Origin of the sequence: Polynucleobacter sp. JS-JIR-II-50 (assembly GCF_018687895.1) — a bacterium.
GTDB lineage: Bacteria > Pseudomonadota > Gammaproteobacteria > Burkholderiales > Burkholderiaceae > Polynucleobacter.
Map to the genome: position 1 here is coordinate 1,128,564 of NZ_CP061307.1, position 26,246 is coordinate 1,154,809.

The window sequence follows — 26,246 nt, forward strand, 5'->3', positions numbered from 1 at the left end:
ATTAGCAAAAAAGCGATCTTCGGATCGCTTTTTTATTTGCCGGGATGAAGTAAAGATTTACTGGAGTGTGTTTTTAAGGGCTGGAATCATTGGCATCGAGAGTACATCAATACCCTCTTCCCTTAAGGCCTCAGCCTCATCCAAGGTTGTTTGGCCACGAATACTTCTCTCGGGAGATTCCTTGTAGTGAATCTTTCTAGCCTCATCAGCAAAGGAATTGCCAACATCCTCAGAGCGACCCATTAGCTCACGCATACCTTTCAAAAAGGCGGCCTGTACTTGAGCCTCGAGATGAGAATGGTCACTACCAGTCAGAGCAACAACACCCCCACTCAAACTTTCAGGTTCAGCCTTAGGTAAAGCTAACTCAGTAGAGCTTGATTTACCAATATGTGGAGCTGATGGCATACGGGTGATTTGCGTGCTGTCACATACTGGACAGGCAAGCATCCCCTTATCCTGCTGAGCAAGGCAATCTTCCTCTGAAGCAAACCATCCTTCAAAGCGATGGTCTAGGGGGCAGGCTAAGTTATAAACTTTCATTAAATGTATATAAGGGCAAAAATAGTAAATTCAATACCCCCATTTTAATCGGGTTTGAATGCCGCCTATTCGATTAGATGCGGTTTTACTAAGCCCCTACGATAGCGATCAAGCCAATAGGTGGCTATCGTGGTTTTGACATCCGTAATCTCGCCATCCTCAACCCAAGCAATCAATTGCTCCAACGGGGCAGCAAATACGTCCAAAAACTCTTCATCATCTAGATGGCTTTTACCGGGAATCAATTCCTCTGCCAGATAGATATCTATAAACTCTGTTGAATACGAAATCACAGGATGAATACGACGAATGAAACTCCATTTTTTTGCCGTATACCCAGTTTCTTCTTCAAGCTCTCGCTGCGCACAAACTAGATGATTCTCCTTGGGGTCTAACTTTCCCGCAGGAATTTCAATGCAGGCTTTTGCAATCGGATAACGATACTGGCGCTCAAGCAATACACGACTATCATCCAAGATTGCAAGAATGGCTACCGCGCCAGGGTGCGTTAAATATTCGCGTATCGCCTCTTTACCATCGGGCAATGAGACTTTATCCCGTTTCATGTTTAAGAAGATGCCGCCGTAAATATCTTCGCCAGATAGAGGCTCTTCACGTAAATGTTTATCACCAGCCGGCAGATCTTGAAATGATTTTTCAGTCATAGTGTCTTAGTATGTATTCCGTCTGTAGATGATTAAATCAGCTTAACTAAATTCAATGTCATTTTGATGGCAACTGAAATAATAAAGGCCCCTTACGGAGCCTTTAGCAAGACATCCATTCGGATTACGATCCCAGCAAGGTGCGACGCATTGCATCCAAACAAAGACTCATGAGGCCTGCAGGAACAATGCCGATAACTAAAACCAAAATGCTATTAAGACTCAAGAGCCCTTTGGCGAAGCCTGAACCAGAAATTGTAATTTCATGCTCAGGCTCATCAAAGTACATTACCTTAACTACTCTGAGGTAGTAGAAAGCACCAATCAAAGAGGCGATCACCGCAATTACAGCCAAGAATGTATGCTCAGCATCAACCAAGGCTTCCAAAACACCTAACTTAGACGCAAAACCAACGGTAGGCGGAATACCGGCCAAGGAGAACATCATTACTAGACCAATAAAAGCAAACCACGGATGCTTCTTATTAAGGCCTTTTAAGCCATTCAAGGTTTCGCAGTCATAACCCTTGCGCGACAAAGCCATCAACAAGCCGAAGGTGCCAAGCGTTGTCAACACATACGTAATGGCGTAGAACATCGCCGCACTAAACGCATGGTCATCAAAAACAGACAGCATGCCCAAGAGCACAAAGCCCATTTGCGCAATCGCAGAGTAAGCCAGCATACGCTTGATATTGGTTTGCGCAATCGCAGTCACGTTACCAACAACTAGCGATAGAACTGCGAGTAAGACTAGCATTGGCTGCCAGTCGCCTAGCAAAGGCAACAAGGTATTTACCAACAATCGGAATAACAACGCAAATGCGGCTAATTTTGGAGCCGCAGCAATCATCAAAGTCACAGCAGTTGGCGCACCTTGATAGACGTCTGGTACCCACATGTGAAATGGCACCACTCCCAACTTAAAGGCCAAGCCAGCAACAATAAATACCAAACCAAAAGCCATCACCAGGTGATTTACACGTGGATCAGCAACGGCTTTAAAGATCTCGATCAGATCTAATGATCCCGTTACACCGTAAAGCATAGACATGCCGTAGAGCAGAAAGCCTGATGCCAATGCTCCCAAAATAAAGTACTTAATGCCAGCCTCAACACTTTTTTCGCTGCTGTGGCGCATAGCTACCAAAGCGTATGTAGGCAAAGCCATTAATTCCAAGCCAAGATATAGAGTCAATAGATTTGCGCCTGAGATCAACACAAACTGGCCAAGCAAAGCAAGCAAAGCTAAGACAATAAAGTCCGGACGGAACAAGGCGCGATCCATCAAATATTGCTTGGAATAAATTAAGCTCACCAAAACAGCGATGCAAGAACATGCCTTGAGCAAGTTAGAAAATGGGTCAGACTGAAATAGACCATTCATTGCCACTAGCGCTGGGTCTCCCATGCGGCCAATAAAAGCAAAAATGAGATACACCAATAAGATCAATGAGAAAAAGTACACAAAGCCAACTCCTCGCGGAGTATGGAAGATGTCTTGCTCAATACCAGGGGTAGATGACACTCTTTCGCGAACATAAACGCTAGCAACCAATAACAAACAGGTTGCTACGAGTAAAACAAGTTCCGGCAGGATGGCGTAAAGGTCGAATGCTTGCATTTGTACTTACTCAGAGTTTGCTAACAGCAACATGCTGCAACAGATTAATTACAGCTGGATGAATGATGTCGGTAAACGGTTTTGGATAGACGCCCATACCAATTACACAGATAGATAAAACTGCCATCAAGAAATATTCACGACAGTTCAAATCCCTCAACTCTTCAACGTGGGCATTGTTAACGGTACCGAAAAATACACGCTTCACCATCCACAGGGAATAAGCGGCGCCTAAGATCAAAGCTGTAGCAGCCAGTATGCCGATGACAAAGTCATAGTCAACAGCAGCCAAAATCACCATGAATTCACCAACAAACCCAGAGGTAGCAGGCAAACCACAGTTGGCCATCGCCATTAATACGGCAAATGCAGTAAATGCAGGCATACGATGCACTACGCCACCGTAATCAGCAATCTGACGAGTGTGCATGCGGTCATAAAGCACGCCAATGGACAAGAACATCGCACCGGCAACAAAGCCGTGTGAAATCATCTGCACAATACCGCCCTCAATACCCAGCGGACTAAAGAGGAAGAAGCCTAGGGTTACAAAGCCCATGTGAGCCACTGAAGAATAGGCAACCAGTTTTTTCATGTCTTTTTGAACAAGAGCAACTGCACCTACATAGATCACAGCAACCAAAGATAAGAAGATAACAAATGGGCCTAAGTACTGGCTTGCATCTGGCGCGATTGGCAAAGAGAAGCGCAGGAAGCCATATGCACCTAATTTCAACATAATCGCAGCCAAGACCACTGAGCCACCTGTTGGCGCTTCAACGTGGACATCTGGTAGCCAAGTATGTAATGGCCACATTGGAACCTTGACAGCAAATGCCATAAAGAATGCTGCAAACAATAGGATCTGCTCAACAATATCTAGTCGGGCATTTTGCCAAGCCAGAATATCGAATGTATTGGTCACGTTGTACAGGTACAGCATGGCAATCAAAGTTAGCAAAGAGCCAAGCAAGGTATACAAGAAGAACTTAAATGCCGCATAAATACGATTATGACCACCCCATACACCAATGATGATGTACATCGGAATTAATGTCGCTTCAAAGAATACATAGAAAAGCAAAGCATCAAGAGCGCAAAATACGCCGATCATTAGTCCAGACAGGATCATGAACGAAGCCATGTATTGCGATACCTTGGTTTGAATCACCTCCCATGCTGCAATCACCACAATGATATTGATGAACGCAGTTAGAACAATGAACCAAACAGAAATGCCATCAATGCCTAGGTAATAGTTAATGTCGTAACGCGGAATCCAACTGACCTTTTCAACGAACTGCATTCCAGAATTAGCGATATCAAAATTAATCAACAATGGAAGCGTTGCAATGAAGCTAAGTACAGCTCCGATCAGGGTCAACCAGCGCACACCAGCAGTTGATCTTTCAGACCCATAAAACAGAATAATGAGTCCAAAGACAATCGGGGTCCAAATGGCGTAAGAAAGAATCATAGTGGCTACTTAAGTAACAAAGGCCTAGCGAACAAAAGGCAGGTAAGCATACAAAACCCAAGCTAACAATACTGCTAGACCCGCAATCATTGCGAAGGCATAGTGGTAGAGATAACCGGATTGCAAATGACGAATTACTCCGGCAAAGCGCCCTACTGCATGCGCACTGCCATTAACAAAGAAACCATCGATGATCTTTTGATCGCCGCGATGCCATAAGAAGCTGCCAATCCAAATAAGGCCTTTAGCAAACACAGCTTGGTTGATCTCATCGAGGTAATACTTGTTATCAAATAATTTTTTAATTGGTGCAAATGTTTCAGCAACTTTTGCTGGTAGCTTAGGAGCCCAGAGATAACCTATCGCAGCCGTTAACACGCCAAGCACTACCAGCAACAACACGGGAGATGTGAATGCATGAATTGCCATTGCAACCGGGCCATGGAACTCATCCTCCAACTCCTTCATCACAGGATGTCGTGCTAGGTCAATAAATATGGAGTCACCAAAAAAAGTTCCGAACAGCAGCGGTGAGATTGTGTAGAAACCAATAATCACGGATGGAATTGCCAAAAGAATCAATGGCAAAGTTACAACGAATGGTGATTCATGAGGCTTTTGACCTGGAGCTAAACCATGATGCGCATGATCATCACCCTGCTCAGCATGATCGTGATGATGGTCGTGGGCATGTGAATCCTCATGACCCCAGCGTGCTTTGCCGTGGAATACGTAGAAATACAAGCGGAATGAATACAGAGCCGTTACGAATACGCTAGCCATAACTGCAAAGTAGGCAAATCCCGAACCAGGAATATGACTTGCAGCTACCGCCTCAATAATGGAGTCTTTTGAATAGAAGCCTGAGAAGAATGGGGTACCGACCAGAGCTAAATTACCCAACAACATCATCAAGCAAGTAATTGGCATGTATTTCCAGAGACCGCCCATCTTGCGCATGTCTTGTTCGTGATGCATACCAAGAATCACGCTACCTGCAGCAAGGAATAACAATGCTTTAAAGAAAGCGTGTGTCATCAAATGGAAGATGGCAACTGGGTACGCAGAAACACCCAATGCAATCGTCATGTAACCCAACTGAGACAAAGTCGAATAAGCAACGACCCGCTTAATATCGTTTTGCACAATACCGAGGAAGCCCATAAAGAGCGCTGTAATTGAACCAATCACCAAAATAAAGCTCAGAGCTACATCTGAAAGCTCAAATAATGGTGACATGCGTGACACCATGAAAATACCAGCGGTAACCATGGTTGCAGCGTGAATCAATGCAGAGATTGGTGTAGGGCCTTCCATGGAATCAGGTAGCCACACATGCAACGGGAATTGGGCTGATTTACCCATTGCGCCAATGAATAAACAGATACAAGCAACTGTCATTAAACTCCAGCTAGTGCCAGGCAAAGTCTGGGCCGCTAAAGCAGAGTTCTGAGAGAAGATCACGTCATATTGCATCGAGCCGGTGCTAGCCAACAGGATGCCAATACCCAAGATGAAACCAAAGTCACCAACGCGGTTAACTAAAAAAGCCTTCATATTGGCAAACACTGCAGACTGGCGCTCAAAGTAAAAGCCAATCAACAAATAAGAAACCACACCCACAGCTTCCCAGCCAAAGAAGAGTTGCAATAAGTTATTACTCATCACCAACATCAACATAGCAAAGGTGAATAAAGAAATATAGGAGAAGAAGCGGTTGTAACCTTCTTCACCGTGCATATAGCCAATGGTGTAGATGTGAACCATCAATGACACAAAGGTCACTACGCACATCATGGTTGCCGTTAAAGGGTCAATCAGGAAGCCAATATCTAAATTGAGTTCGCCTAATTGCATCCAATGGTAAACAGTTCCATTGAAATAGAAGCCATCCATCACTTGAACCAATACATTGCAGGAAAGTACGAATGCAATGGTTACGCCCAAAATAGTCACAAATTGACTGGCGCCATGACCAATGCGATTGCCGCCTAATTTCGTACCAAAGAAACCAGCGATGATAGAGCCGACTAAAGGCGCCAAAGGAATAGCGCAAAGTACAGGAATGTTTAAGGTCAATTGCATGACTAGCCTTTTAGGTGGTCAAGATCATCAGCATTAATCGTGTCAACCTTACGGAAGAGCACAACCAAGATTGCCAAGCCGATAGCCGCCTCAGCAGCTGCCACAGTCAAAATAAAGAATACGAATACTTGACCAGCCATATCACCCAAGTAGTGGGAGAAGGCTACAAAGTTCATGTTCACCGAGAGGAGCATCAACTCAATTGCCATTAGCAAAACGATGACATTCTTTCTGTTCAGGAAAATTCCAATGACGCTGGTTGCGAACAAAATCGCACCAAGCACTAAATAATGAGCGAGAGTGATATTCATTTCTTCCCCCCTCTTACGTCTTGCTTTGCAGCCATATCTGAACCCATCTTCACAATGCGCATTCGATCTGCCGCAACGACATTGACTTGCTCGTGAATATTCTGTGATTTAGAGTCTTTGCGATTGCGTAATGTCAACGCTACAGCGGCAATAATCGCCACCAACAAAATCACGCCGGCTACTTCGAAGGCGTATACATAATCAACAAAGATCAACATCCCCAAAGCTTGGGTATTGTTTGCCATCATCTCTTCTGGCATTGGCTGGACTGGCGCGTTGGTCCCAATGAAGCTTCGAATAATCACAATTGATAGCTCAAGAACGATAACGGCACCCATTAAGAAGGCAACTGGCAGAAACTTTTTAAAATCGCGACGTAAATGCTCAATATCTAAGTCCAGCATCATCACCACGAAGAGGAACAAGACCATCACCGCGCCAACATAGACCAAAATCAGAGCCAAGCTCAAGAATTCAGCCTTAAGCAGCATCCAAAGACCAGATGCACAAAAGAATGCCAACACCAAGAACAGTGCCGCATGAACCGGATTGCGGGCAGTAATAACACGCAGTGCAGAAATTACCAATAAACCTGCAAAGCCATAAAAGAACATGGCAAATAAAGTAGAAGGATCGAATGTCATATTAGTTAAGCTCGATTCGATTAACGGTAAGGTGCATCGGCTGCACGGTTAGCGGCGATATCTTTTTCATACTTATCACCAACAGCTAAAAGCATGTCTTTAGTGAAATACAAATCGCCGCGCTTATCGCCGAAATATTCAAAAATATTTGTTTCAACAATGGCGTCTACTGGGCAAGCCTCTTCACAGAAACCACAAAAAATACATTTAGTCAGGTCAATGTCGTAACGGCTGGTACGACGAGTGCCATCATCACGCTCAGCAGTTTCAATGGTGATGGCATAAGCCGGACAAACTGCTTCACATAACTTGCAGCCAATACAGCGCTCTTCACCATTTTCATAGCGACGAAGTGCGTGCAAACCACGGAAGCGACTGGATAACGGCGTCTTCTCTTCTGGGTATTGAACGGTAATTTTTGGCTTGAAGAGATAGCGACCAGTAATAGACATACCGACCAAGATGTCTCTTAGCATCAAGCTATCGAGGAATTGGGAAATTTTCTTAAACATGATTTATCAACTTATTTCCAAATATTCCATGGAGAGACAACCCACGCGCCGATAACAACCACCCAAAATACTGAGATGGGAATAAATATTTTCCAACCCAAACGCATAATTTGGTCATAACGATAGCGCGGTAATGTAGCGCGTAACCAAATAACGCAGGATAAGAGGAAGAATGTTTTACCAAATAACCAGAAGAACCCTGGAATATCTCGCAAGATTGGCAAGTCAACAATCGGCAACCAACCGCCTAAGAACATGATGGATGCAACAGCTGCAATCAAAATCATGTTGGCATATTCAGCCAAGAAGAACATGGCAAAAGACATGCCTGAATACTCAACCATGTGTCCAGCTACGATCTCAGATTCACCCTCAACCACGTCAAATGGATGGCGGTTTGTTTCAGCAACGCCAGAGATAAAGTAAATCAAGAACATTGGTAATAAAGGTAACCAATTCCACGAGAGGAAATTAAGGCCCATGCTGGCAAAGTAACCCTGCTCTTGTGAAGTAACAATGGCACTTAAATTTAATGAACCCGAGGTAAGCAAGACGGTTACCAATGCAAAACCCATTGCAATCTCATAGGAGATCATTTGGGCTGATGCGCGCATTGCACCGAGGAATGGATATTTAGAGTTAGAAGACCAACCAGCCAAGATGACCCCATAAACACCAATAGAGGAAATAGCCATGATGTACAGCAAGCCTGCGTTTACATCAGCTAAAACCATCTTTGCTTGAAATGGAATCACCGCCCAAGCAGCAAATGCAGGCATGATCACCATGATTGGTGCAATAAAGTACAAAACCTTACTAGCTTGAGCAGGTGCAATGATCTCCTTCATCAAGAGCTTTAATGCGTCAGCAATTGGCTGCAATAAACCCAGTGGACCTACGCGATTTGGGCCAAGACGAATATGCATCCAGCCAATCAACTTTCTTTCCCAAAGGGTTAGATAGGCAACGCAACCAAACATCGGCAATACGATGATCACAATACGAATCAATGCCCAAACCAAGGGCCACAATGAGCCAAAAATAGCCTCGCCTTGAGTAGTTATGAGGTTCAAGAAATTATCCATCTCGTCCCTTATGCCTTACTAATAGTTACTGGACCAAACATCGACCCCAATTTGGCACTAGCCATGGTGCCAGCAGAAATTCTGACAGCTCCAGGCGCTAAATTAACTTCTAATGTTGCCGGCATATCAACTGAATGAGAGTCTTGGGTAACGCGCACTGCATCACCCTCTTTGAGACCCAATTCAGCGAAAGTAATTTTATTTAAGCCTACCTGATTGCCACGCTTAGCATCACGCGTTAACTGCAAAGCAGAAGAACGACGCACGATTTGGTCGCCAGCATAAATATTGACATCAGCCAAACGCTCGAAACCATTGAAAGGTGCTAAATTTCCATTAGCAATTGAAGAGCTTGTAGTTTTGTTATTTAGGCGATTGCAATAACCATCATCCAATGCTTCTCCAAGAACTTCCTCGGGAGCGTTAAACAAGAAACCATCTAAACCTAAGAGCCCACCTAATACGCGCAATACTTTCCATGCTGAACGTGAATCACCTAAAGGTTTTACTGAAGGCTGTACTGTTTGAACTCTTCCCTCTAAATTCACAAAGGTTGAGACTGTCTCTGAGAACACTGAAGTAGGCAGAATGACATCAGCTACCTCCATCAAGTCAGCACTTTTATAGGCGCTCAAAGCAATAACGGTATTAGCCTTTGCCAAAGCTGCACGAGCAGCTGCTGGGTTTGGCAAATCTGAATCTGGCTCGATATTCATCAAGATCACTGCGCGACGTTCGCCAGATAAGACTGACTCAACACCTACGCCGTTAGCATTCACTAAAGATGCGCCAACTGCATTGCCACCAACTGGCAAGAAGCCTAAAGTAGCACTAGTCTGATCAGCAATAAATTGCGCCATAACGTGCAAGTCTGAAGCATGGTGATGCGCAATAGCAGCAGAGCCAAGCAATACAGCTTTTGACTCGCCGGAAAGCAAGCTATCGGCAATCTTCTGCGCCGCAGGAGAAATAGTTAAATTAAATGTGCCTACTGGCGCTGTTACTGACTTTGCTTTTGCAACAGCAAGTGCAACCTCACTCAATGCATTCAACCATGCACTTGGAGCTGCAGAAATACCGCTACTTGAAATCAACCAGTCATCACCACCCGCATCAATACGTAATACTTGCAAGGCGCGTTTGCTGGCAGTACGAATACGAGCAGCCAATACAGGCTGGTCTTTGCGTAAGAAACTACCAATAACTAATACACGATCCAATTCATTGATCTTGGCGATTGACATACCCAACCATGGTGCTGATGCTGCAGCTTTTACATCAGTTTGGCGCAATCGAGTTTCCATTTGATTGGAGCCAAGGCCACGTACCAACTTTTGCAAGAGGTGCAATTCCTCAGTGGAGGATATTGGGTGAGCTAAAGCGCCAATGGACTCGGGACCACTTTCTGCTGAGATTGTTTTCAGAGAATGGGCAACATAATCCAAAGCTGACTGCCAATCTGTATCTAACCACTCACCACCCTGCTTCACCATCGGTGTGGTTACACGGTCAGCACTATTTAAACCTTCATAAGAGAAGCGATCACGATCGCTAATCCAGCATTCATTAATGGCTTCATTTTCTAGAGCAACTACACGCATGACTTTATTAGCTTTAGTCTGAACTGTAGTGTTGGCACCTAAGCTATCGTGCGGACTAACTGAACGTTTACGTCCAAGTTCCCATGTACGAGCTGCATAACGGAATGGCTTGCTGGTTAGAGCGCCAACTGGACACAAATCAATCATGTTTCCAGACAACTCTGAATCTACCGTCTGACCAACGAAGGTGGTGATCTCAGAATGCTCACCACGGTTGACCATACCCAGCTCCATAACACCGGCAACTTCTTGGCCGAAGCGTACGCAACGAGTGCAATGGATGCAACGCGTCATCTCTTGCATGGAGATCAATGGGCCAACATTCTTATGGAAGACAACACGCTTCTCTTCGTCATAGCGTGAATTAGATTTTCCGTAACCAACAGCTAAATCCTGTAATTGGCACTCACCGCCTTGATCACAGATTGGGCAATCTAATGGATGGTTAATGAGCAAGAATTCCATGACAGAACGCTGGGCTTCTACGGCTTTGGCAGAATGCGTAAACACCTTCATGCCTTGAGTTACTGGTGTAGCACAAGCGGGAAGAGGTTTAGGAGCCTTTTCTACTTCAACCAAACACATGCGGCAGTTAGCGGCAATCGATAACTTTTTGTGATAGCAGAAGTGAGGAACGTAGGTGCCGAGCTTGTTCGCGGCGTGCATCACCATCGAACCTTGCGGAACTTCTACAGTCTTACCATCTAATTCGATTTCTACCATGCTCACTTTTAGATATCCCGTGCTCTAAATCTTTATAAAGGTTGTGCAGAATCTAAGCAGCGCTTATGTTCTACGTGATACGCAAATTCATCCATGTAATGTTTCAACATGCCACGTACCGGCATTGCTGCTGCATCACCTAAAGCGCAAATCGTACGACCTTGAATATTGGCAGCTACGTCATTTAGCAAATCCAAGTCCTCTGGACGCCCTTCACCATGTTCAATGCGATGAACAATGCGCCATAACCAACCAGTACCTTCACGACATGGGGTGCATTGACCACAAGATTCTTCATGGTAGAAGTAAGACAAACGCTCTAAAGCGCGGACCATACAGCGGGTCTCGTTCATCACGATCACTGCACCAGAACCCAACATAGATCCTGCTTTTGCAATACTGTCGTAATCCATCGTCAGATCCATCATTTGCGAGCCAGGAACAACTGGCGCAGAAGATCCCCCAGGAATCACAGCCTTCAAAGCTTTGCCATCACGCATACCGCCAGCAAGCTTTAAGAGCTCTGCAAATGGAGTTCCCAACGGAATTTCATAGTTGCCTGGATGAACTACGTCGCCTGATACCGAGAATATTTTGGTTCCGCCATTATTGGGTTTTCCAAGCTCTAAATAGGCTGGACCGCCAATGGCCAAAATGAATGGCACAGCGGCAAATGTTTCTGTATTGTTAATCGTGGTTGGTTTGCCATACAAACCAAAGCTTGCAGGGAATGGTGGCTTAAAGCGTGGCTGTCCTTTTTTACCTTCTAGAGATTCAAGCAAGGCCGTTTCTTCACCACAAATATAAGCACCCCATCCTGGGGATGCGTGCAATTGGAAGGAGAAATCACTTCCTAAAATTTTATCGCCCAAGTAGCCGGCTGCTCGCGCTTCTTCCAAAGCCTCTTCGAAGCGTGAATACACATCCCAGATTTCACCGTGGATGTAGTTGTAACCAACTGTAATACCCATTGTGTAGGCGCCAATGATCATGCCTTCGATCAAAGCGTGTGGGTTATAGCGCATGATGTCACGGTCTTTAAAAGTACCGGGTTCACCTTCATCGCTATTACAAACTAAATATTTTTGTCCCGGGAATTGACGAGGCATAAAGCTCCACTTCAAACCTGTTGGGAAGCCTGCACCTCCGCGACCACGTAATGAAGAAGCTTTTAATTCAGCAATGATGGCATCGGGAGATACTTTGTCGTTAATTAAACGACGTAGTTGTTGATAACCACCACGACTTTCGTAATCCTTTAAACGCCAGTTATCTCCATTTAATCCAGCGAGGATTAAAGGTTTGATATGGCGATCGTGCAAGCTGGTCATGCTGCTTTCCCTTCTGCACGTAACTCACTCAATAAAGCATCAATCTTTTCTTTGCTCATAAAACTACACATCCGCTTGTCATTCACTAACATCACTGGTGAATCACCACAGGCGCCCATACACTCTCCCTCTTTCAAGGTAAAAGTTCCACATGGGGTAGTTTCGTTGTAGCCAATACCTAAAGTCTCTTTGAGATATGTTGCTGCGGTTTCACCATGAGTTAATTGGCATGGCAAATTAGTGCAGATCACCAATTTGTATTTACCAATTTTCTTAGTGTTGTACATGTTGTAGAAAGTAGCCACTTCATCTACAGCAATGCTTGGCATTTCTAAAATCTGGGCAACCGTTTCAATCACTTCAGGAGAAACCCAACCCACCTCAGTTTGAGCAGCAATCAAACAAGCCATCACAGCAGATTGCTTGTGCTCAGCAGGATACTTAGCGATATTGCGATGAATATCAGCCAGTGTTTTATCAGATAGTTGCAGAGTCGTAGTCATTAAATATTCCTTGGCACGCCTTATTAGCGGTCAATCTCCCCGAACACAATATCTTGGGTACCAATAATGGTTACTGCATCAGCCAACATGTGGCCACGTGACATCTCGTCCATTGCCGACAAGTGCACAAATCCTGGCGCACGAATCTTCATGCGATATGGTTTATTCGCGCCATCAGAAATCAGGTAAATACCAAATTCACCCTTAGGATGCTCAACGGCTGAGTAAGCCTCGCCGTCTGGAACGTGAATGCCTTCAGTAAATAATTTGAAATGGTGAATCAACTCTTCCATATTGGTTTTCATATCCACGCGCTTTGGTGGGGAAACCTTATGGTTGTCGCTCATCACAGGACCTGGATTAGCCTTTAACCAAGCTACGCACTGTTTGATGATGCGATTAGATTGACGCATTTCTTCCATGCGAACCAAATAACGATCATAAGAATCGCCATTCACGCCAACTGGAATATCAAAATCTAAACGGTCATAGACTTCATATGGTTGTTTCTTACGCAAATCCCACTCGATACCTGAACCACGTAGCATCGGACCAGTGAAGCCGAGCTGCAATGCACGCTCTGGAGTCACGATACCGATGTTCACTAAACGTTGCTTCCAAATACGGTTATCAGTTAAGAGGTTGCAATACTCATCCACATTGGCATCAAATCCATTTGTAAATTGTTCAATGAAGTCCAATAATGTGCCACTACGGTTTTCATTCAAACGCTTAATGGTGGATGTACTGCGAATCTTGTTCTTAGTGTACTGAGCCATTTGATCAGGCAAGTCACGATAAACGCCACCTGGACGATAGTAAGCAGCATGCATACGTGCACCAGATACCGCCTCATACATATCAAAGATATCTTCGCGGTCACGGAAAGCGTACAAGAAGACAGCCATCGCACCAACGTCCAGACCATGACAACCAATCCAAAGCAAGTGATTTAGCAAACGAGTGAGCTCGTCATACATTACGCGGATATATTGAGCCCGCAATGGAACATCAACTTGCAGTAATTTTTCAATGGCCATGACATAGGCATGCTCATTGGACATCATGGACACGTAATCCAAACGATCCATGTAGGGAACGTTTTGAATCCAAGTACGTGTTTCAGCTAATTTTTCTGTCGCGCGATGCAATAAACCGATATGCGGGTCAGCGCGTTGGATCACTTCACCATCAAGCTCAAGCACTAGACGTAATACGCCATGTGCTGCAGGATGCTGAGGACCGAAATTGAGGGTGTAGTTCTTAATTTGTGCCATGACTTAAACCGGACCTCCGTACTGCTCTTCACGAACAATGCGTGGAGTAATTTCTCGTGCCTCAATCGTGACCGGTTGATAGACAACACGTTTTAACTCTGGGTCGTAACGCATTTCAACATTACCGCTGATCGGGAAATCTTTTCTAAATGGGTGACCAATAAAGCCATAGTCAGTCAGAATGCGACGCAAGTCCTCGTGACCGTCAAACAGGATGCCGTAGAGATCGAAAGCTTCGCGCTCAAACCAATTGGCCGCAGCCCAAACTGGCGTCAGTGAGGCAACAACTGGATAGGAGTCATCAGGAGCGAATACTCGAACACGCAAACGCCAGTTATGAGCCAAAGACAGGAGGTGTGTTACAGCAGCAAAACGCTGACCACCCCATGCACCATCACGGAAATCTTGATAGTCCACACCACACAGATCAATCAATTGCTCAAAAGCAAGCGAAGGATCATCACGTAACAACATTGCAGATTCAAAATATGTATCTGCATTAACAACTAAAGTGACTTCACCTAGCGCAATCTCAATGGATTTAGCGCGCTTACCTAAAACTTTTTCCAAGTTAGCCGCTAGTTGAATTAAACGATCTGACATGACTTAAGCCTTCCGAGCAATCGTGCTCGTACGAGCAATCTTAGATTGCAGCTGAATAATTCCGTAGATCAACGCCTCTGCAGTTGGAGGACAACCAGGAACATAAATATCAACTGGAACAATGCGGTCACAACCGCGTACTACTGAATATGAATTATGGTAGTAGCCACCACCATTGGCACAAGAACCCATGGAAATTACCCAACGCGGTTCTGGCATTTGGTCGTAAACCTTGCGCAAGGCGGGGGCCATCTTGTTACATAAAGTACCCGCAACAATCATCAAATCTGATTGACGTGGAGATGGACGGAATACGACGCCAAATCGATCAAGGTCATAACGGGAAGCACCCGCATGCATCATCTCCACCGCACAACAAGCTAGCCCAAAGGTCATGGGCCATAAGGAGCCATTACGTGTCCAGTTAATTAACTGGTCCGCAGTGGTGGTTACAAAACCTTCTTTAAGTACGCCTTCTAATGCCATATCTATCACTCCCAGTCGAGAGCGCCCTTTTTCCAGATATATACAAATCCTACAATGAATTCCAATAGGAAAATCACCATAGAGGCGTAGCCAAGCCATCCAATATCACGTAGCGCTACACCCCATGGGAATAGGAACGCAGTTTCTAAGTCAAACAGAATGAAGAGAATGGCGATTAAGTAGTAACGCACGTCAAACTTCATGCGCGCATCTTCAAAGGCTTCAAAACCGCACTCATAGGGAGAGAGTTTTTCAGCGTCAGGCTTTGAGGGAGCCAAGATTTTTCCGAGGAACATGGGGACCAATCCGACCCCAATACCTACGAGGATAAAAAGCAGAACAGGAAAGTAATTAGCGAGATTCAAAATAGCCCTGATTCGTTTGTCTGGTAATTCTTAAAAACAACAAATTATTACTTATTCCACTACATAAGACATTGATTTAGAGCAAAAATCGCTTATCAATATCCCTTATTGGTGCCGACGGCGAGACTCGAACTCGCACAGCCTAAGCCACTACCCCCTCAAGATAGCGTGTCTACCAATTTCACCACGTCGGCATCTTGCAAAACTCATCAATTCTACTGCATTGCACAAGTGCACTACCCCAAAATTTGGGCTAGTAAATCTGTAAAAGCCTACTGTATTACTTAGGAACCGCTGGTTTACTTGGGTCCTGTATTGGCGCTACTGGGGCTGATGGCGTTGCGGCCGGGGCTACAGTCCCCGAGAGGACTCCAGGACTTACTTCCTTCTTATTTCCAATCCAAGTAATCCCTAAGGTGCAAAGAAAGAAAACTGCCGCAAAAACAGCGGTTGCGTGAGACAGGAAATTAGCAGATCCGCTAGCGCCAAAAAGGCTGCCAGAAGAGCCCGAGCCGAAGGCTGCGCCCATATCAGCACCTTTACCTTGCTGCAATAGCACTAATAAAATGACAGCCAAAGCTGAAATTACCTGCAATACGATCAATAAAGTCTTAAACCATTCCACAGCTTATCTCCAAATAAAAAATCTATGCCTGACAAATGGCTAGAAAGTCTTGGGGACTCAACGATGCTCCCCCAACCAATCCACCATCAATATCTGGCATGGCAAATAATTCAACAGCATTATCAGGCTTGACACTGCCGCCGTACAAAATCCCAACGTGAGACGCAACATCCTCATTAAATTCAGCCAATTGCAAGCGAATAGCGCGATGCATATCTTGTGCAACTTGGGCGCTGGCAACCTTACCTGTGCCAATCGCCCATACGGGCTCATAAGCGATTAAGCAGTCAGCGAGGCGGTCTTGTAAAACACCCACCTGCCTTGCAACCTGAGCACACACAATCTCTTCCGCCCTGCCTGAATTTCTTTCATCAGCAGTCTCACCAACACAAATTACCGGAGTCATGCCATTGTCTAATACCTCAAGAGCTTTTGCAGCTACGGCCTCATCGACCTCTTGGTGCATTTGACGACGCTCAGAGTGACCAACAATGACATAAGTACAGCCAAGCTCTTTGAGCATGCATGCAGCAACTTCACCGGTATAAGCGCCAGAACTATGGGCAGAAACATCCTGTGCGCCCAGATTTAAAAAGGCTGATGAATGCTCTTTAATTAAGTGAGCACATTGGGATAAGTAGGGGAATGGCGGACAGACCGCATATTTACGTCCCGATGGCATTCCACTCTCCATGCCACGGGCAACAGCTTTGACCCAGTCTTGATTAGTTGCAAGACTGCCATTCATTTTCCAGTTGCCGATAACGATGAGTGGTCGCATAGGGGGTAATGAATATATCTATACGGTTAAAACAATTTTGCCAACGTGCTCAGATGACTCCATCAATGCATGAGCATCTGCCGCTTGATCTAGCGTAAACGTTTTATAGATGACAGGCTTCAGCTTCCCTGCATTAAGTAAAGGCCAAACATTATCAAAAAGCTGTTTAGTAATTTGCTTCTTGAATGAAACTGGGCGTGGACGTAATGTTGAGCCAGTAATCGTTAGGCGACGACGCAAAATTTGATTAGTACTTACCTCTGCCTTTGATCCGCCCTGGATGGCAATAATCACGATGCGTCCATCATCAGCTAAGCAATCAATTTCTTTTTGAACATAAGCGCCAGTCACCATATCAAGGATGACGTTCACACCTTTGTCATCAGTGGCCTTTTTCACTTCTTCTACAAAGTCTTGCGTCTTGTAGTTGATGGCGAGATCAGCACCCAATGCCACGCATGCAGCACACTTCTCGTCAGTACCAGCCGTAACAAATACTTTATGGCCTAAGGCTTTAGCGATCAAAATTGCGGTCACACCGATACCACTGGACCCACCTTGAACCAATAATGTTTCACCTTCGGCTAATTGACCCCGCATGAAGACATTGCTCCATACGGTGTAAAACGTTTCAGGTAAGGCTGCGGCTTCTTGGTCGGTAAATCCCTTTGGATAAGGTAAGCACTGCGCGACAGGTGCAGTGCATAAATCAGCATAACCACCGCCTTGAACGAGAGCACAAACTTTATCGCCTACCTTTAAGCCAAATACATTATCAGCGTGAGCTAAATCACCGCCGACGATTTCACCAGCAACTTCAAGACCAGGAATATCAGATGCGCCAGCTGGAACAGGGTAATGGCCCTTTCGTTGTAAAACGTCAGGTCGATTAATTCCAGCTGCAAGAACTTTGATCAGAATTTCGCCAGTCCCAGCAGCGGGAGCTACTGGATCAGGGCGAGTAGTTGGCACCAGCATTTCTGGGGCACCAAATTCTTTGATTTCAATTACGCGCATAGAGATTCCCGCTCGCCAATGAACTTAAGCAGACTCACCAGATGCTGGGGCTGCCTCTGCAGAGGCCTCAGTAGCGCCAGCCAAAGGAGCAATTGTGCCGCCCTCATCAGCCATCGCAGCCTTCAATGACAAACGTAAACGACCGCGCTCATCAGCAGCTAATAATTTGACGCGTACTACCTGGCCTTCTGCGAGGTAATCTTTAACTTCTTTTACACGCTCGTTAGAAATTTCTGAGATGTGTAATAGACCGTCTTTACCGGGCAGAATGTTTACCAAAGCACCGAATTCAAGCAATTTCACAACTGGACCTTCGTAGATCTTGCCTACTTCTGCTTCAGCAGTAATACCCTCGATACGTGCTTTAGCTTCAGCCATGCCTTCAGCAGAAGTAGAAGCGATTGTTACAGTGCCATCATCTTTAATATCAATGCTGCAACCAGTTTCTTTAGTCAACGCTTGAATTGTTGCGCCGCCCTTACCGATTACTTCACGAATCTTATCTGGATGGATCTTGAAAGAAACCATGCGTGGGGCATGAGCAGACAATTCTGTGCGAACTGAACCCATTGCTTCTTGCATTTTGCTCAAGATGTGCAAGCGACCCTCTTTAGCTTGCGCTAAAGCTACTTGCATAATTTCTTTAGTAATACCCTGAACTTTGATGTCCATTTGGAGGGCAGTAATACCATTAGCGGTACCTGCAACCTTGAAGTCCATGTCACCTAAGTGATCTTCATCACCTAAGATGTCTGTCAACACGGCAAAACGGTTGCCATCAAGGATCAAGCCCATTGCTACACCAGCAACGTGCGCTTTAACTGGAACGCCTGCGTCCATCATCGCCAAACAGCCGCCGCAAACAGAAGCCATTGAAGATGAACCATTGGACTCAGTAATCTCTGAAACAACACGGATGCTGTATGCAAAATCTTCTGGGCTTGGCAATACTGGAATCAAAGCGCGCTTAGCTAAACGGCCGTGACCAATTTCACGACGCTTTGGGCTACCTACACGGCCAGTTTCACCAGTAGCGAACGGAGGCATGTTGTAGTGGAACATGAAACGATCGCGGTATTCACCTTCGAGCGCATCAATAATCTGCTCGTCACGTGCAGTACCTAAGGTAGCTACAACAAGAGCCTGTGTTTCACCACGAGTAAACAATGCAGAACCGTGTGTTCGTGGCAATACGCCATTGCGAATTTCAATCGGACGCACAGTACGTGTGTCACGACCATCAATACGTGGCTCACCATTCAAAATCTGGCTACGCACAATCTTCGCTTCGATTTCGAACAAGATGTCGTTAACGGCTACAGCGTCAACATCGCCTTCTTCTTGCAACTTTGCAACTACTTCTTTAGTAATTTCTTTCAGCTTGTCTGAACGAGCACCCTTTTGACGAATCTGATAAGCCTCACGCAATGGCGTTTCAGCCAAGGCAGTAACCTTAGCGATAAATGGTTCATCTTTCGGGGCAGCAGACCAATCCCAATCTGGCTTACCAGCTTCAGCAACTAATTCGTTAATTGCGTTAATCGCAGTTTGCATTTGGTCATGACCATATACAACCGCACCTAGCATGACTTCTTCAGAAAGCTGGTTAGCTTCAGACTCAACCATCAATACAGCGGCTTGTGTACCAGCAACGATTAAATCGAGTTCGCTAGTAGCTTGCTCTGTACGAGTTGGGTTCAAGAGGTATTGACCATTGGCATAACCAACGCGTGCTGCGCCAACTGGGCCAGCAAATGGAATGCCTGAAATAGCCAACGCTGCAGAAGCAGCGATCAAAGCAGGAATATCAGAGGGAACATCAGGGTTGATAGACAACACATGAACCACCACTTGAACTTCGTTCAAGAAGCCTTCTGGAAACAAAGGACGTAATGGACGGTCGATCAAGCGGGAGATCAATGTCTCACCTTCTGAAGGACGACCTTCACGACGGAAGAAGCCACCAGGGATCTTGCCTGCTGCGTATGTTTTTTCAAGGTAGTCAACAGTCAACGGGAAAAAAGACTGGCCTGGCTTTGCAGACTTAGAGGCCACTACCGTGCCCATTACCACTGTGTCATCGACGTTAACAATAACGGCGCCACCGGATTGACGAGCGATCTCGCCTGTTTCCATAGTTACCTGATGATTGCCCCATTGAAAACTTTTTACTGCTTTTTTAAACATTGTCATTCTGATCTTCTCCAAATTGTTCACACAAAACCCACATGAGAGTTGCGCTTGTCGTGGGATAAAGCAGTGTCACGACAACACTGGAGCGATTTAAGATCACAAGGGATGCCATTCCAGGGAGACTCTGAATCAACTTTCAGAAGCTCATTGGAATGACACAATCCCCTACACAAATAATCTTGAAGCGCCCAAAAAAACATGCCATCTGCTTAAGACTGAATCCGCGAAGAAACAACCCTAAGATAGATGGCATTGCATACCGATAAGAATTACTTACGGAGACCTAATTTCTCAATCAATGCGCGATAGCGATCCAAATCTTTGCCTTTGAGGTAATCCAAGAGGCGACGGCGACGTGAAACCATCTTCAACAAACCACGACGGCTGTGATGATCTTTGGCGTTAGCCTTGAAATGGGGGGTTAATTCATTGATGCGGGCTGTGAGCAATGAAACTTGAACTTCAGGGCTACCCGTATCGTTTGCGCTGCGCGCGTTATCTTTGACGATTTCCGCCGTTTTAATATCAGCAACTGCCATTTTTAATACTCCTTACTTGCGAACACTTGAGCTCTCACCCAATCTGTGTCGTGCGTGATTAACAAAATAAAACAAAAAAGCTTTAAAAATCAAAGCCATCGAATTGTAGCAGAGCCAACACCCAATTACCGAATTCCCCCATGGAACTTGTTATGCTGTAGGCTTAGATTTAGCCAAATATATACACTTTTCCTATATTAATCAATAACTTATAAAATATGTCCTTACTATATCGCTCACTTATTGCATTTTTCTGTCTCGGATTCGGACTTTTTCAGCCCGCCCATGCCCAGTTTGGATCCCTTTTTGGGCAAGATAAAACGATTGCAGAGCAACGCCAGGAAATTTTGATTAAAAACCAAGCGATCTTGAAGCAACTTTATGAGGCGCAGCCAAAAGCGAAGGATCTCATTGAAAAGTCAGTAGGTTATGCGACCTTTAGTAACTTCGGCATGAAAATTTTGATTGCAGGAGGCGGAACTGGTAGCGGTGTTGTAATTAACAAAGCAAACAAGAAGCCCATCTACATGAATATGGCTGAAGTTCAGGCTGGCTTAGGTCTTGGCATTAAATCATTCCAAAATATTTTTGTATTTGAAACCGAAGCAGCCATGAATGACTTTATTAACTCAGGGTGGACTTTTGGTGGCCAGGTAACTGCAGCTGCGAAATACGAAAAAGATGGCGGCGCATACCAGGATGCAACCGTAGTTGCCCCGGGAGTTTTAATGTACCAATTGACAGACTCTGGCCTTGCCGCTGAAATCACCGGCAAAGGCACCAAGTACTATAAGAACACTGACTTAAATAAGTAAATTTCTTTGCAGATGACTCAATGATTAAGGAGTCATCTGTGCATTGAGCTTAGCTTGACTCGGATCATGCAATTTGTTCAAGGCAGATAAATAGGCTTTTGCAGAAGCAGCAATGATGTCTGGGTCTGTACCCACTCCATTCACAATACGACCACCTTTTGCCAAGCGTACGGTAACCTCACCTTGAGACTGCGTACCTGAAGTAATGGCATTGACAGAATAGAGCAACTGCTCTGCCCCACTCTTAGCGATTTCTTCAATTGCATTTAAGCTTGCATCTACTGGACCATTACCTTCTGCTTCAGAGCTAATCTGTTTATCACCCATGCGGAACGTCACGCGAGATTTAGGGCGCTCGCCAGTTTCAGAATGCTGGCTTAGTGAAATAAATTTATAGTGCTCACCCTCTTCTGCAGCAGCAGAATCAGACATGATGGCAATAATATCTTCATCAAATATGTCAGACTTTTGGTCAGCCAATGCTTTAAATCTGGTGAAGGCTTCGTTCAAATCAGCCTCAGCCTCAACAGTGATTCCCAGCTCTTGCAAGCGCTGCTTAAAGGCATTTCGGCCAGATAACTTGCCCAAAACAATCTTATTAGCAGACCAACCCACATCTTCTGCACGCATGATTTCATAGGTGTCGCGGTTCTTCAAAATACCATCTTGATGAATGCCTGAGGTATGCGCAAAGGCATTGGCGCCTACTACGGCTTTATTAGGTTGCACAACAAAGCCAGTAATCTGAGAAACCAATTTAGAAGCAGGAACAATTTGTGTTGCATCAATGCCGCACACCATATCAAAATAGTCCTTGCGGGTCCGCAAGGCCATCACAATTTCCTCCAAGGCAGTATTACCTGCACGCTCGCCTAAGCCATTAATCGTGCACTCAATTTGACGGGCTCCGCCAATCTTTACGCCTGCCAAGGAATTGGCAACAGCCATTCCCAAGTCGTTATGGCAATGCACAGACCAAACAGCCTTATCAGAGTTAGGCACACGGGTTCGCAAAGTCTTAATAAACTCGCCATACAGCTCGGGAGTTGCATAACCTACGGTATCTGGAATGTTGATAGTAGATGCACCTTCGTTAATAACCGCCTCAACTACTCTGCACAAGAAATCCATTTCTGAGCGATAGCCATCCTCTGCAGAAAACTCAATATCTTCAGCTAAGTTACGTGCAAAACGGATGGAGCGTTTAGCCTGTTCTAAAACTTCTTCTGGAGACATGCGTAATTTCACGGCCATGTGCAATGGACTTGTTGCCAAGAATGCATGAATTCTTTTTGCATTAGCCGCTTGTAATGCATCAGCGGCTCGTGTGATGTCCTTATCGTTAGCTCTAGCCAAGGAACAAACAATCGAGTCCTTAACAGCGGCAGCCACCGCAGATATAGCCTGGAAGTCGCCCTCCGAGCTAGCAGCAAAGCCTGCCTCAATCACATCCACTTTAAGACGCTCTAACTGGCGCGCAATGCGTACTTTTTCGTCTTTAGTCATGGATGCGCCAGGTGACTGCTCACCATCACGCAAGGTGGTATCAAATATGATTACTTTGTCGCTCATCACTACTCTCCGGTTTTAAATACTTCTGAACTTCTTCAGATAACTCAATCTTATAAAACAAAAACCCCAGCAATTAGCTGGGGCTGGTATGTGGTGGTTAATGAATGTGCTTTATCTCATTAACTCAGGCCTTACCCGCCCCAAGCTTTAGGCTTAGTGCTAGCAGAAGGAGGCCAGATAAAGGTGAGAAATTCATCAACATGGAATTAATATACCCCAAAAATAGGGAATTAGCTAAAACGTTTACCGCTGAGACGCTCCCAAGCCCAAATTACATAGCCAGAGATGGAGTACACCACGAATAAACCAAACAGCGTTAAGGGCGGATTTGAGGAAATCAAGACAAAGGTCAAGATCATTAATACCATCACACCGAATGGCACTCGGTAACGGACATCCAGGGCCTTACCACTATAAAAGCGGGCATTAGAAACCATGGTGAGTCCAGCATAGACAGCGATAAAGAAGGTAATCCAAGGGATTGCTGTATCGCGAACTGGAATCTTATTGTCATCAGCCAACCAAATAAAGCCAGCCATTAATGCGCCTGCAGCCGGACTTGGCAGACCTTGAAAAAACTTCTTATCCACTACGCCCGTATTCACATTAAAGCGAGCTAAACGCAAGGCAGCGCCAGCACAATATGTGAATGCCGCCAACCACCCCCACTTACCTAAATCTTTTAAAGCCCACTCATAAGCAACCAAAGCAGGCGCAACCCCAAATGAGACCATATCAGCAAGAGAATCATACTGCTCACCAAATGCGCTTTGAGTGTTGGTCATACGGGCCACACGGCCATCCATTCCGTCCAATACCATTGAAGCAAAGATAGCGATTGCCGCAATCTCAAACTGGTGATTCATGGCGTTCACAATGGCATAGAAGCCACAAAACAAAGCTGCGGTTGTAAAGGCATTTGGAAGCAGATAGATGCCCTTGCTGCGTAAGCGGGGCTTTTGAGGATGCAACTCCTCTACTTCGTAATCAATACCATCACCTAAGTCTTCAGCCCATTGATCTTCTAAAGAAGTAACACGTCTCTGAGAGAGACGACTTCGGTCAATACGACCACGACGGCGAAATGTAGTCAAAGAATATCCCAGTGAATAATATTTCGAATCAATCCAAACCAGGCAAACGAGCCAAGGCTGTATTTGTTGCAAATACTTTATCACCAACGCTCACTAGCGGCTCTGCAGTTAGTGGCAAATAAATATCTACTCGCGAACCAAAGCGAATAAATCCATAGCGCTCACCTGCTTTGAGGCGATCGCCAACATGAATGTAGCAAAGAATGCGGCGGGCAATTAAACCAGCAACCTGGACCAAAGTAACCACTTGACCATTAGCATCGATAACAACAGCGTTACGCTCATTCTCCGTAGATGCCTTATCCAAATCTGCATTCACAAATTTGCCAGGGAAATATTGAATCTCTTTGACCAAGCCATTTACCGCACTACGATTAGAGTGCACGTTGAATACGTTCATGAACACGCTGATTTTGAGCGCTTCTCGGCCAGCATACGGATCATTGGTTTTTTCAACGACAACAATCCGGCCGTCTGCTGGAGATAAAACAAGATCACGACCTAAAGCAGGAATACGCTGTGGGTCACGAAAGAACTGCAGAACAAAGAAAAAAATGATCCAAAGAGGCCATGACCAAGCTATCCCACCTAAATAGTGAACCAGCAAAGTCACTGCCCCCACTAACGCTAAATACGGCCAACCTTCTTTCGCAATAATGGGGTGCGGATACATCATCTTTGTTCTGAGCCTTTTATTGAACTGCTATTAGTAGATGCTTAGTTCTTAGTCTGGTCAACTAACTTGTTCTTAGCAATCCAAGGCATCATGGCGCGTAATTTAGCACCAACAACTTCGATGTCATGTTCAGCATTCAAACGACGACGTGAAATCAAAGTAGGCGCACCTGCTTTGTTTTCCAAGATAAAGCTCTTAGCATACTCACCAGTCTGAATATCTTTCAAGCACTGACGCATTGCATTCTTAGTATCTTCAGTCACAACACGTGGGCCAGTAACGTACTCACCGTACTCAGCGTTGTTAGAGATGGAATAGTTCATATTGGCAATACCACCTTCGTAGATCAAGTCAACAATCAACTTGAGCTCATGCAAGCACTCGAAGTAAGCCATTTCAGGAGCGTAACCAGCTTCAACTAAAGTCTCAAAACCAGCTTTGATCAATTCAACCGCGCCGCCACAAAGAACAGCCTGCTCTCCGAACAAGTCAGTTTCAGTTTCTTCGCGGAAGTTGGTTTCAATGATGCCAGCACGACCACCGCCGTTAGCTGTTGCATATGACAAAGCAACATCACGAGCTGAACCGGACATATCTTGGTAAACAGCGATTAAATGAGGAACACCACCACCTTGAGCATAAGTACCACGCACTGTATGGCCAGGAGCTTTTGGAGCAATCATAATTACGTCCAAGTCAGCACGTGGCTGAACTTGACCGTAGTGAACGTTAAAGCCATGAGCAAACGCCAAAGCAGCACCTTGTTTGATATTGCCGTGAACTTCTTTGCTGTAAACATCAGCAATTTGCTCATCTGGCAAGAGCATCATGACTACGTCTGCATCTTTAACCGCTTCGCCAACTTCTTTGACTGTCAAGCCAGCATTCGCAGCCTTACTCCAGGAAGCGCCATCTTTACGCAAACCAACAGTAACGTTACAGCCTGAATCTTTCAGATTCAATGCGTGTGCGTGACCTTGTGAACCATAACCAATGATGGTGACTTTCTTGCCCTTAATGAGGGACAAATCAGCGTCTTTATCGTAAAAAACTTTCATGCTCTTTCCTTGTATTGAAAATGTAATTAATGCAGTAATTA

At 45.1% G+C, this 26,246-nt stretch carries 26 protein-coding genes and 1 tRNA gene; 1 reads left to right on the forward strand and 26 read right to left on the reverse strand.

Features of this window, described 5'->3' with window-relative positions; genetic code table 11:
* Positions 1–57: 57 nt before the first annotated feature.
* From FD963_RS05885 to rpsO, 22 genes are all read right to left on the reverse strand, one after another.
* Positions 58–543, reverse strand: a complete 486-nt coding sequence (locus tag FD963_RS05885) for a DUF1178 family protein (protein ID WP_215361052.1) — start codon at positions 541–543, stop codon at positions 58–60.
* A 65-nt stretch (positions 544–608) separates the two neighbouring features.
* Entirely contained in the window at positions 609–1,208 is a 600-nt protein-coding gene (locus tag FD963_RS05890; protein WP_215361054.1) for an NUDIX domain-containing protein, read from the reverse strand.
* Between the two features lie 124 nt (positions 1,209–1,332).
* A complete protein-coding gene (gene nuoN, locus FD963_RS05895) occupies positions 1,333–2,832 on the reverse strand; it encodes an NADH-quinone oxidoreductase subunit NuoN (RefSeq protein ID WP_215361056.1) in 1,500 nt (499 codons plus the stop codon).
* 10 nt (positions 2,833–2,842) lie between these two features.
* A complete protein-coding gene (locus FD963_RS05900) occupies positions 2,843–4,309 on the reverse strand; it encodes an NADH-quinone oxidoreductase subunit M (protein WP_215361058.1) in 1,467 nt (488 codons plus the stop codon).
* Positions 4,310–4,333: 24 nt separating this feature from the next.
* The gene (nuoL, locus tag FD963_RS05905; protein WP_215361059.1) at positions 4,334–6,394 is read right to left on the reverse strand and encodes an NADH-quinone oxidoreductase subunit L; all 2,061 of its coding nucleotides are present in this window, start codon (positions 6,392–6,394) and stop codon (positions 4,334–4,336) included.
* Positions 6,395–6,396: 2 nt separating this feature from the next.
* Positions 6,397–6,705 (reverse strand): NADH-quinone oxidoreductase subunit NuoK, encoded by a 309-nt coding sequence (gene nuoK, locus FD963_RS05910; protein ID WP_072582482.1) that lies wholly within the window; start codon positions 6,703–6,705, stop codon positions 6,397–6,399.
* Entirely contained in the window at positions 6,702–7,349 is a 648-nt protein-coding gene (locus tag FD963_RS05915; RefSeq protein WP_215361060.1) for an NADH-quinone oxidoreductase subunit J, read from the reverse strand. Before FD963_RS05915 ends, nuoK begins: the two co-directional genes overlap by 4 nt.
* A 20-nt stretch (positions 7,350–7,369) precedes the next feature.
* Positions 7,370–7,861: an NADH-quinone oxidoreductase subunit NuoI gene (gene nuoI, locus FD963_RS05920; protein WP_215319862.1), complete on the reverse strand. Its 492-nt coding sequence runs from the start codon at positions 7,859–7,861 to the stop codon at positions 7,370–7,372.
* An 11-nt stretch (positions 7,862–7,872) separates the two neighbouring features.
* On the reverse strand, positions 7,873–8,946 hold the full coding sequence (gene nuoH / locus FD963_RS05925; protein ID WP_072582485.1) for an NADH-quinone oxidoreductase subunit NuoH: 1,074 nt from the start codon (positions 8,944–8,946) through the stop codon (positions 7,873–7,875).
* An 8-nt stretch (positions 8,947–8,954) separates the two neighbouring features.
* Positions 8,955–11,270 carry an NADH-quinone oxidoreductase subunit NuoG gene (gene nuoG, locus FD963_RS05930; protein ID WP_215361061.1) on the reverse strand — a complete coding sequence of 772 codons (2,316 nt, stop codon included), beginning with the start codon at positions 11,268–11,270 and terminating at the stop codon, positions 8,955–8,957.
* Between the two features lie 32 nt (positions 11,271–11,302).
* Entirely contained in the window at positions 11,303–12,601 is a 1,299-nt protein-coding gene (nuoF, locus tag FD963_RS05935; RefSeq protein ID WP_215361062.1) for an NADH-quinone oxidoreductase subunit NuoF, read from the reverse strand.
* Complete coding sequence (gene nuoE, locus FD963_RS05940) at positions 12,598–13,104, reverse strand: NADH-quinone oxidoreductase subunit NuoE (RefSeq protein ID WP_072582488.1); 507 nt, start codon at positions 13,102–13,104, stop codon at positions 12,598–12,600. Before nuoE ends, nuoF begins: the two co-directional genes overlap by 4 nt.
* 23 nt (positions 13,105–13,127) lie before the next feature.
* Positions 13,128–14,381, reverse strand: coding sequence for an NADH-quinone oxidoreductase subunit D (locus tag FD963_RS05945; RefSeq protein ID WP_215361063.1), 1,254 nt, complete (start codon positions 14,379–14,381; stop codon positions 13,128–13,130).
* Positions 14,382–14,384: 3 nt separating this feature from the next.
* On the reverse strand, positions 14,385–14,984 hold the full coding sequence (locus tag FD963_RS05950) for an NADH-quinone oxidoreductase subunit C (protein ID WP_215361064.1): 600 nt from the start codon (positions 14,982–14,984) through the stop codon (positions 14,385–14,387).
* 3 nt (positions 14,985–14,987) lie between these two features.
* Positions 14,988–15,470, reverse strand: coding sequence for an NADH-quinone oxidoreductase subunit B family protein (locus tag FD963_RS05955; RefSeq protein WP_011902891.1), 483 nt, complete (start codon positions 15,468–15,470; stop codon positions 14,988–14,990).
* A 5-nt stretch (positions 15,471–15,475) separates the two neighbouring features.
* Complete coding sequence (locus tag FD963_RS05960) at positions 15,476–15,835, reverse strand: NADH-quinone oxidoreductase subunit A (RefSeq protein ID WP_012357790.1); 360 nt, start codon at positions 15,833–15,835, stop codon at positions 15,476–15,478.
* A gap of 109 nt (positions 15,836–15,944) precedes the next feature.
* Positions 15,945–16,029 (reverse strand) — tRNA-Leu (locus tag FD963_RS05965).
* Between the two features lie 86 nt (positions 16,030–16,115).
* Positions 16,116–16,460, reverse strand: a complete 345-nt coding sequence (secG, locus tag FD963_RS05970; RefSeq protein WP_215361065.1) for a preprotein translocase subunit SecG — start codon at positions 16,458–16,460, stop codon at positions 16,116–16,118.
* A gap of 22 nt (positions 16,461–16,482) precedes the next feature.
* Complete coding sequence (tpiA, locus tag FD963_RS05975) at positions 16,483–17,241, reverse strand: triose-phosphate isomerase (RefSeq protein ID WP_215361066.1); 759 nt, start codon at positions 17,239–17,241, stop codon at positions 16,483–16,485.
* Positions 17,242–17,259: 18 nt separating this feature from the next.
* A complete protein-coding gene (locus FD963_RS05980) occupies positions 17,260–18,258 on the reverse strand; it encodes an NAD(P)H-quinone oxidoreductase (RefSeq protein WP_215361067.1) in 999 nt (332 codons plus the stop codon).
* A gap of 24 nt (positions 18,259–18,282) precedes the next feature.
* On the reverse strand, positions 18,283–20,451 hold the full coding sequence (gene pnp, locus FD963_RS05985) for a polyribonucleotide nucleotidyltransferase (RefSeq protein WP_215361068.1): 2,169 nt from the start codon (positions 20,449–20,451) through the stop codon (positions 18,283–18,285).
* Between the two features lie 269 nt (positions 20,452–20,720).
* Positions 20,721–20,990, reverse strand: a complete 270-nt coding sequence (gene rpsO, locus FD963_RS05990) for a 30S ribosomal protein S15 (RefSeq protein ID WP_011902897.1) — start codon at positions 20,988–20,990, stop codon at positions 20,721–20,723.
* Between the two features lie 218 nt (positions 20,991–21,208).
* On the opposite strand from rpsO, the gene FD963_RS05995 reads away from it, so the two are divergent.
* A complete protein-coding gene (locus FD963_RS05995; RefSeq protein ID WP_215361069.1) occupies positions 21,209–21,805 on the forward strand; it encodes a YSC84-related protein in 597 nt (198 codons plus the stop codon).
* Positions 21,806–21,829: 24 nt separating this feature from the next.
* Here the strand turns inward: FD963_RS05995 and FD963_RS06000 are convergent, their stop codons facing one another.
* From FD963_RS06000 to ilvC, 4 genes are all read right to left on the reverse strand, one after another.
* The gene (locus FD963_RS06000) at positions 21,830–23,377 is read right to left on the reverse strand and encodes a 2-isopropylmalate synthase (protein ID WP_215361070.1); all 1,548 of its coding nucleotides are present in this window, start codon (positions 23,375–23,377) and stop codon (positions 21,830–21,832) included.
* Positions 23,378–23,607: 230 nt separating this feature from the next.
* Positions 23,608–24,471, reverse strand: coding sequence for a CDP-diacylglycerol--serine O-phosphatidyltransferase (gene pssA / locus FD963_RS06005; protein ID WP_215361071.1), 864 nt, complete (start codon positions 24,469–24,471; stop codon positions 23,608–23,610).
* Between the two features lie 28 nt (positions 24,472–24,499).
* Positions 24,500–25,147, reverse strand: a complete 648-nt coding sequence (locus FD963_RS06010; RefSeq protein WP_215319888.1) for a phosphatidylserine decarboxylase — start codon at positions 25,145–25,147, stop codon at positions 24,500–24,502.
* Positions 25,148–25,188: 41 nt separating this feature from the next.
* On the reverse strand, positions 25,189–26,205 hold the full coding sequence (gene ilvC, locus FD963_RS06015; protein ID WP_215361073.1) for a ketol-acid reductoisomerase: 1,017 nt from the start codon (positions 26,203–26,205) through the stop codon (positions 25,189–25,191).
* Positions 26,206–26,246: the final 41 nt, after the last annotated feature.

What these genes read in the sequence shown, in the direction of transcription:
- FD963_RS05885 (WP_215361052.1), bottom strand. Translation starts at nt 543, where the DNA reads ATGAAAGTTTATAACTTAGCCTGCCCCCTAGACCATCGCTTTGAAGGA.
- FD963_RS05890 (WP_215361054.1), bottom strand. Translation starts at nt 1,208, where the DNA reads ATGACTGAAAAATCATTTCAAGATCTGCCGGCTGGTGATAAACATTTA.
- nuoN (WP_215361056.1), bottom strand. Translation starts at nt 2,832, where the DNA reads ATGCAAGCATTCGACCTTTACGCCATCCTGCCGGAACTTGTTTTACTC.
- FD963_RS05900 (WP_215361058.1), bottom strand. Translation starts at nt 4,309, where the DNA reads ATGATTCTTTCTTACGCCATTTGGACCCCGATTGTCTTTGGACTCATT.
- nuoL (WP_215361059.1), bottom strand. Translation starts at nt 6,394, where the DNA reads ATGCAATTGACCTTAAACATTCCTGTACTTTGCGCTATTCCTTTGGCG.
- nuoK (WP_072582482.1), bottom strand. Translation starts at nt 6,705, where the DNA reads ATGAATATCACTCTCGCTCATTATTTAGTGCTTGGTGCGATTTTGTTC.
- FD963_RS05915 (WP_215361060.1), bottom strand. Translation starts at nt 7,349, where the DNA reads ATGACATTCGATCCTTCTACTTTATTTGCCATGTTCTTTTATGGCTTT.
- nuoI (WP_215319862.1), bottom strand. Translation starts at nt 7,861, where the DNA reads ATGTTTAAGAAAATTTCCCAATTCCTCGATAGCTTGATGCTAAGAGAC.
- nuoH (WP_072582485.1), bottom strand. Translation starts at nt 8,946, where the DNA reads ATGGATAATTTCTTGAACCTCATAACTACTCAAGGCGAGGCTATTTTT.
- nuoG (WP_215361061.1), bottom strand. Translation starts at nt 11,270, where the DNA reads ATGGTAGAAATCGAATTAGATGGTAAGACTGTAGAAGTTCCGCAAGGT.
- nuoF (WP_215361062.1), bottom strand. Translation starts at nt 12,601, where the DNA reads ATGACCAGCTTGCACGATCGCCATATCAAACCTTTAATCCTCGCTGGA.
- nuoE (WP_072582488.1), bottom strand. Translation starts at nt 13,104, where the DNA reads ATGACTACGACTCTGCAACTATCTGATAAAACACTGGCTGATATTCAT.
- FD963_RS05945 (WP_215361063.1), bottom strand. Translation starts at nt 14,381, where the DNA reads ATGGCACAAATTAAGAACTACACCCTCAATTTCGGTCCTCAGCATCCT.
- FD963_RS05950 (WP_215361064.1), bottom strand. Translation starts at nt 14,984, where the DNA reads ATGTCAGATCGTTTAATTCAACTAGCGGCTAACTTGGAAAAAGTTTTA.
- FD963_RS05955 (WP_011902891.1), bottom strand. Translation starts at nt 15,470, where the DNA reads ATGGCATTAGAAGGCGTACTTAAAGAAGGTTTTGTAACCACCACTGCG.
- tpiA (WP_215361066.1), bottom strand. Translation starts at nt 17,241, where the DNA reads ATGCGACCACTCATCGTTATCGGCAACTGGAAAATGAATGGCAGTCTT.
- FD963_RS05980 (WP_215361067.1), bottom strand. Translation starts at nt 18,258, where the DNA reads ATGCGCGTAATTGAAATCAAAGAATTTGGTGCCCCAGAAATGCTGGTG.
- pnp (WP_215361068.1), bottom strand. Translation starts at nt 20,451, where the DNA reads ATGACAATGTTTAAAAAAGCAGTAAAAAGTTTTCAATGGGGCAATCAT.
- rpsO (WP_011902897.1), bottom strand. Translation starts at nt 20,990, where the DNA reads ATGGCAGTTGCTGATATTAAAACGGCGGAAATCGTCAAAGATAACGCG.
- FD963_RS05995 (WP_215361069.1), top strand. Translation starts at nt 21,209, where the DNA reads ATGTCCTTACTATATCGCTCACTTATTGCATTTTTCTGTCTCGGATTC.
- FD963_RS06000 (WP_215361070.1), bottom strand. Translation starts at nt 23,377, where the DNA reads ATGAGCGACAAAGTAATCATATTTGATACCACCTTGCGTGATGGTGAG.
- FD963_RS06010 (WP_215319888.1), bottom strand. Translation starts at nt 25,147, where the DNA reads ATGATGTATCCGCACCCCATTATTGCGAAAGAAGGTTGGCCGTATTTA.
- ilvC (WP_215361073.1), bottom strand. Translation starts at nt 26,205, where the DNA reads ATGAAAGTTTTTTACGATAAAGACGCTGATTTGTCCCTCATTAAGGGC.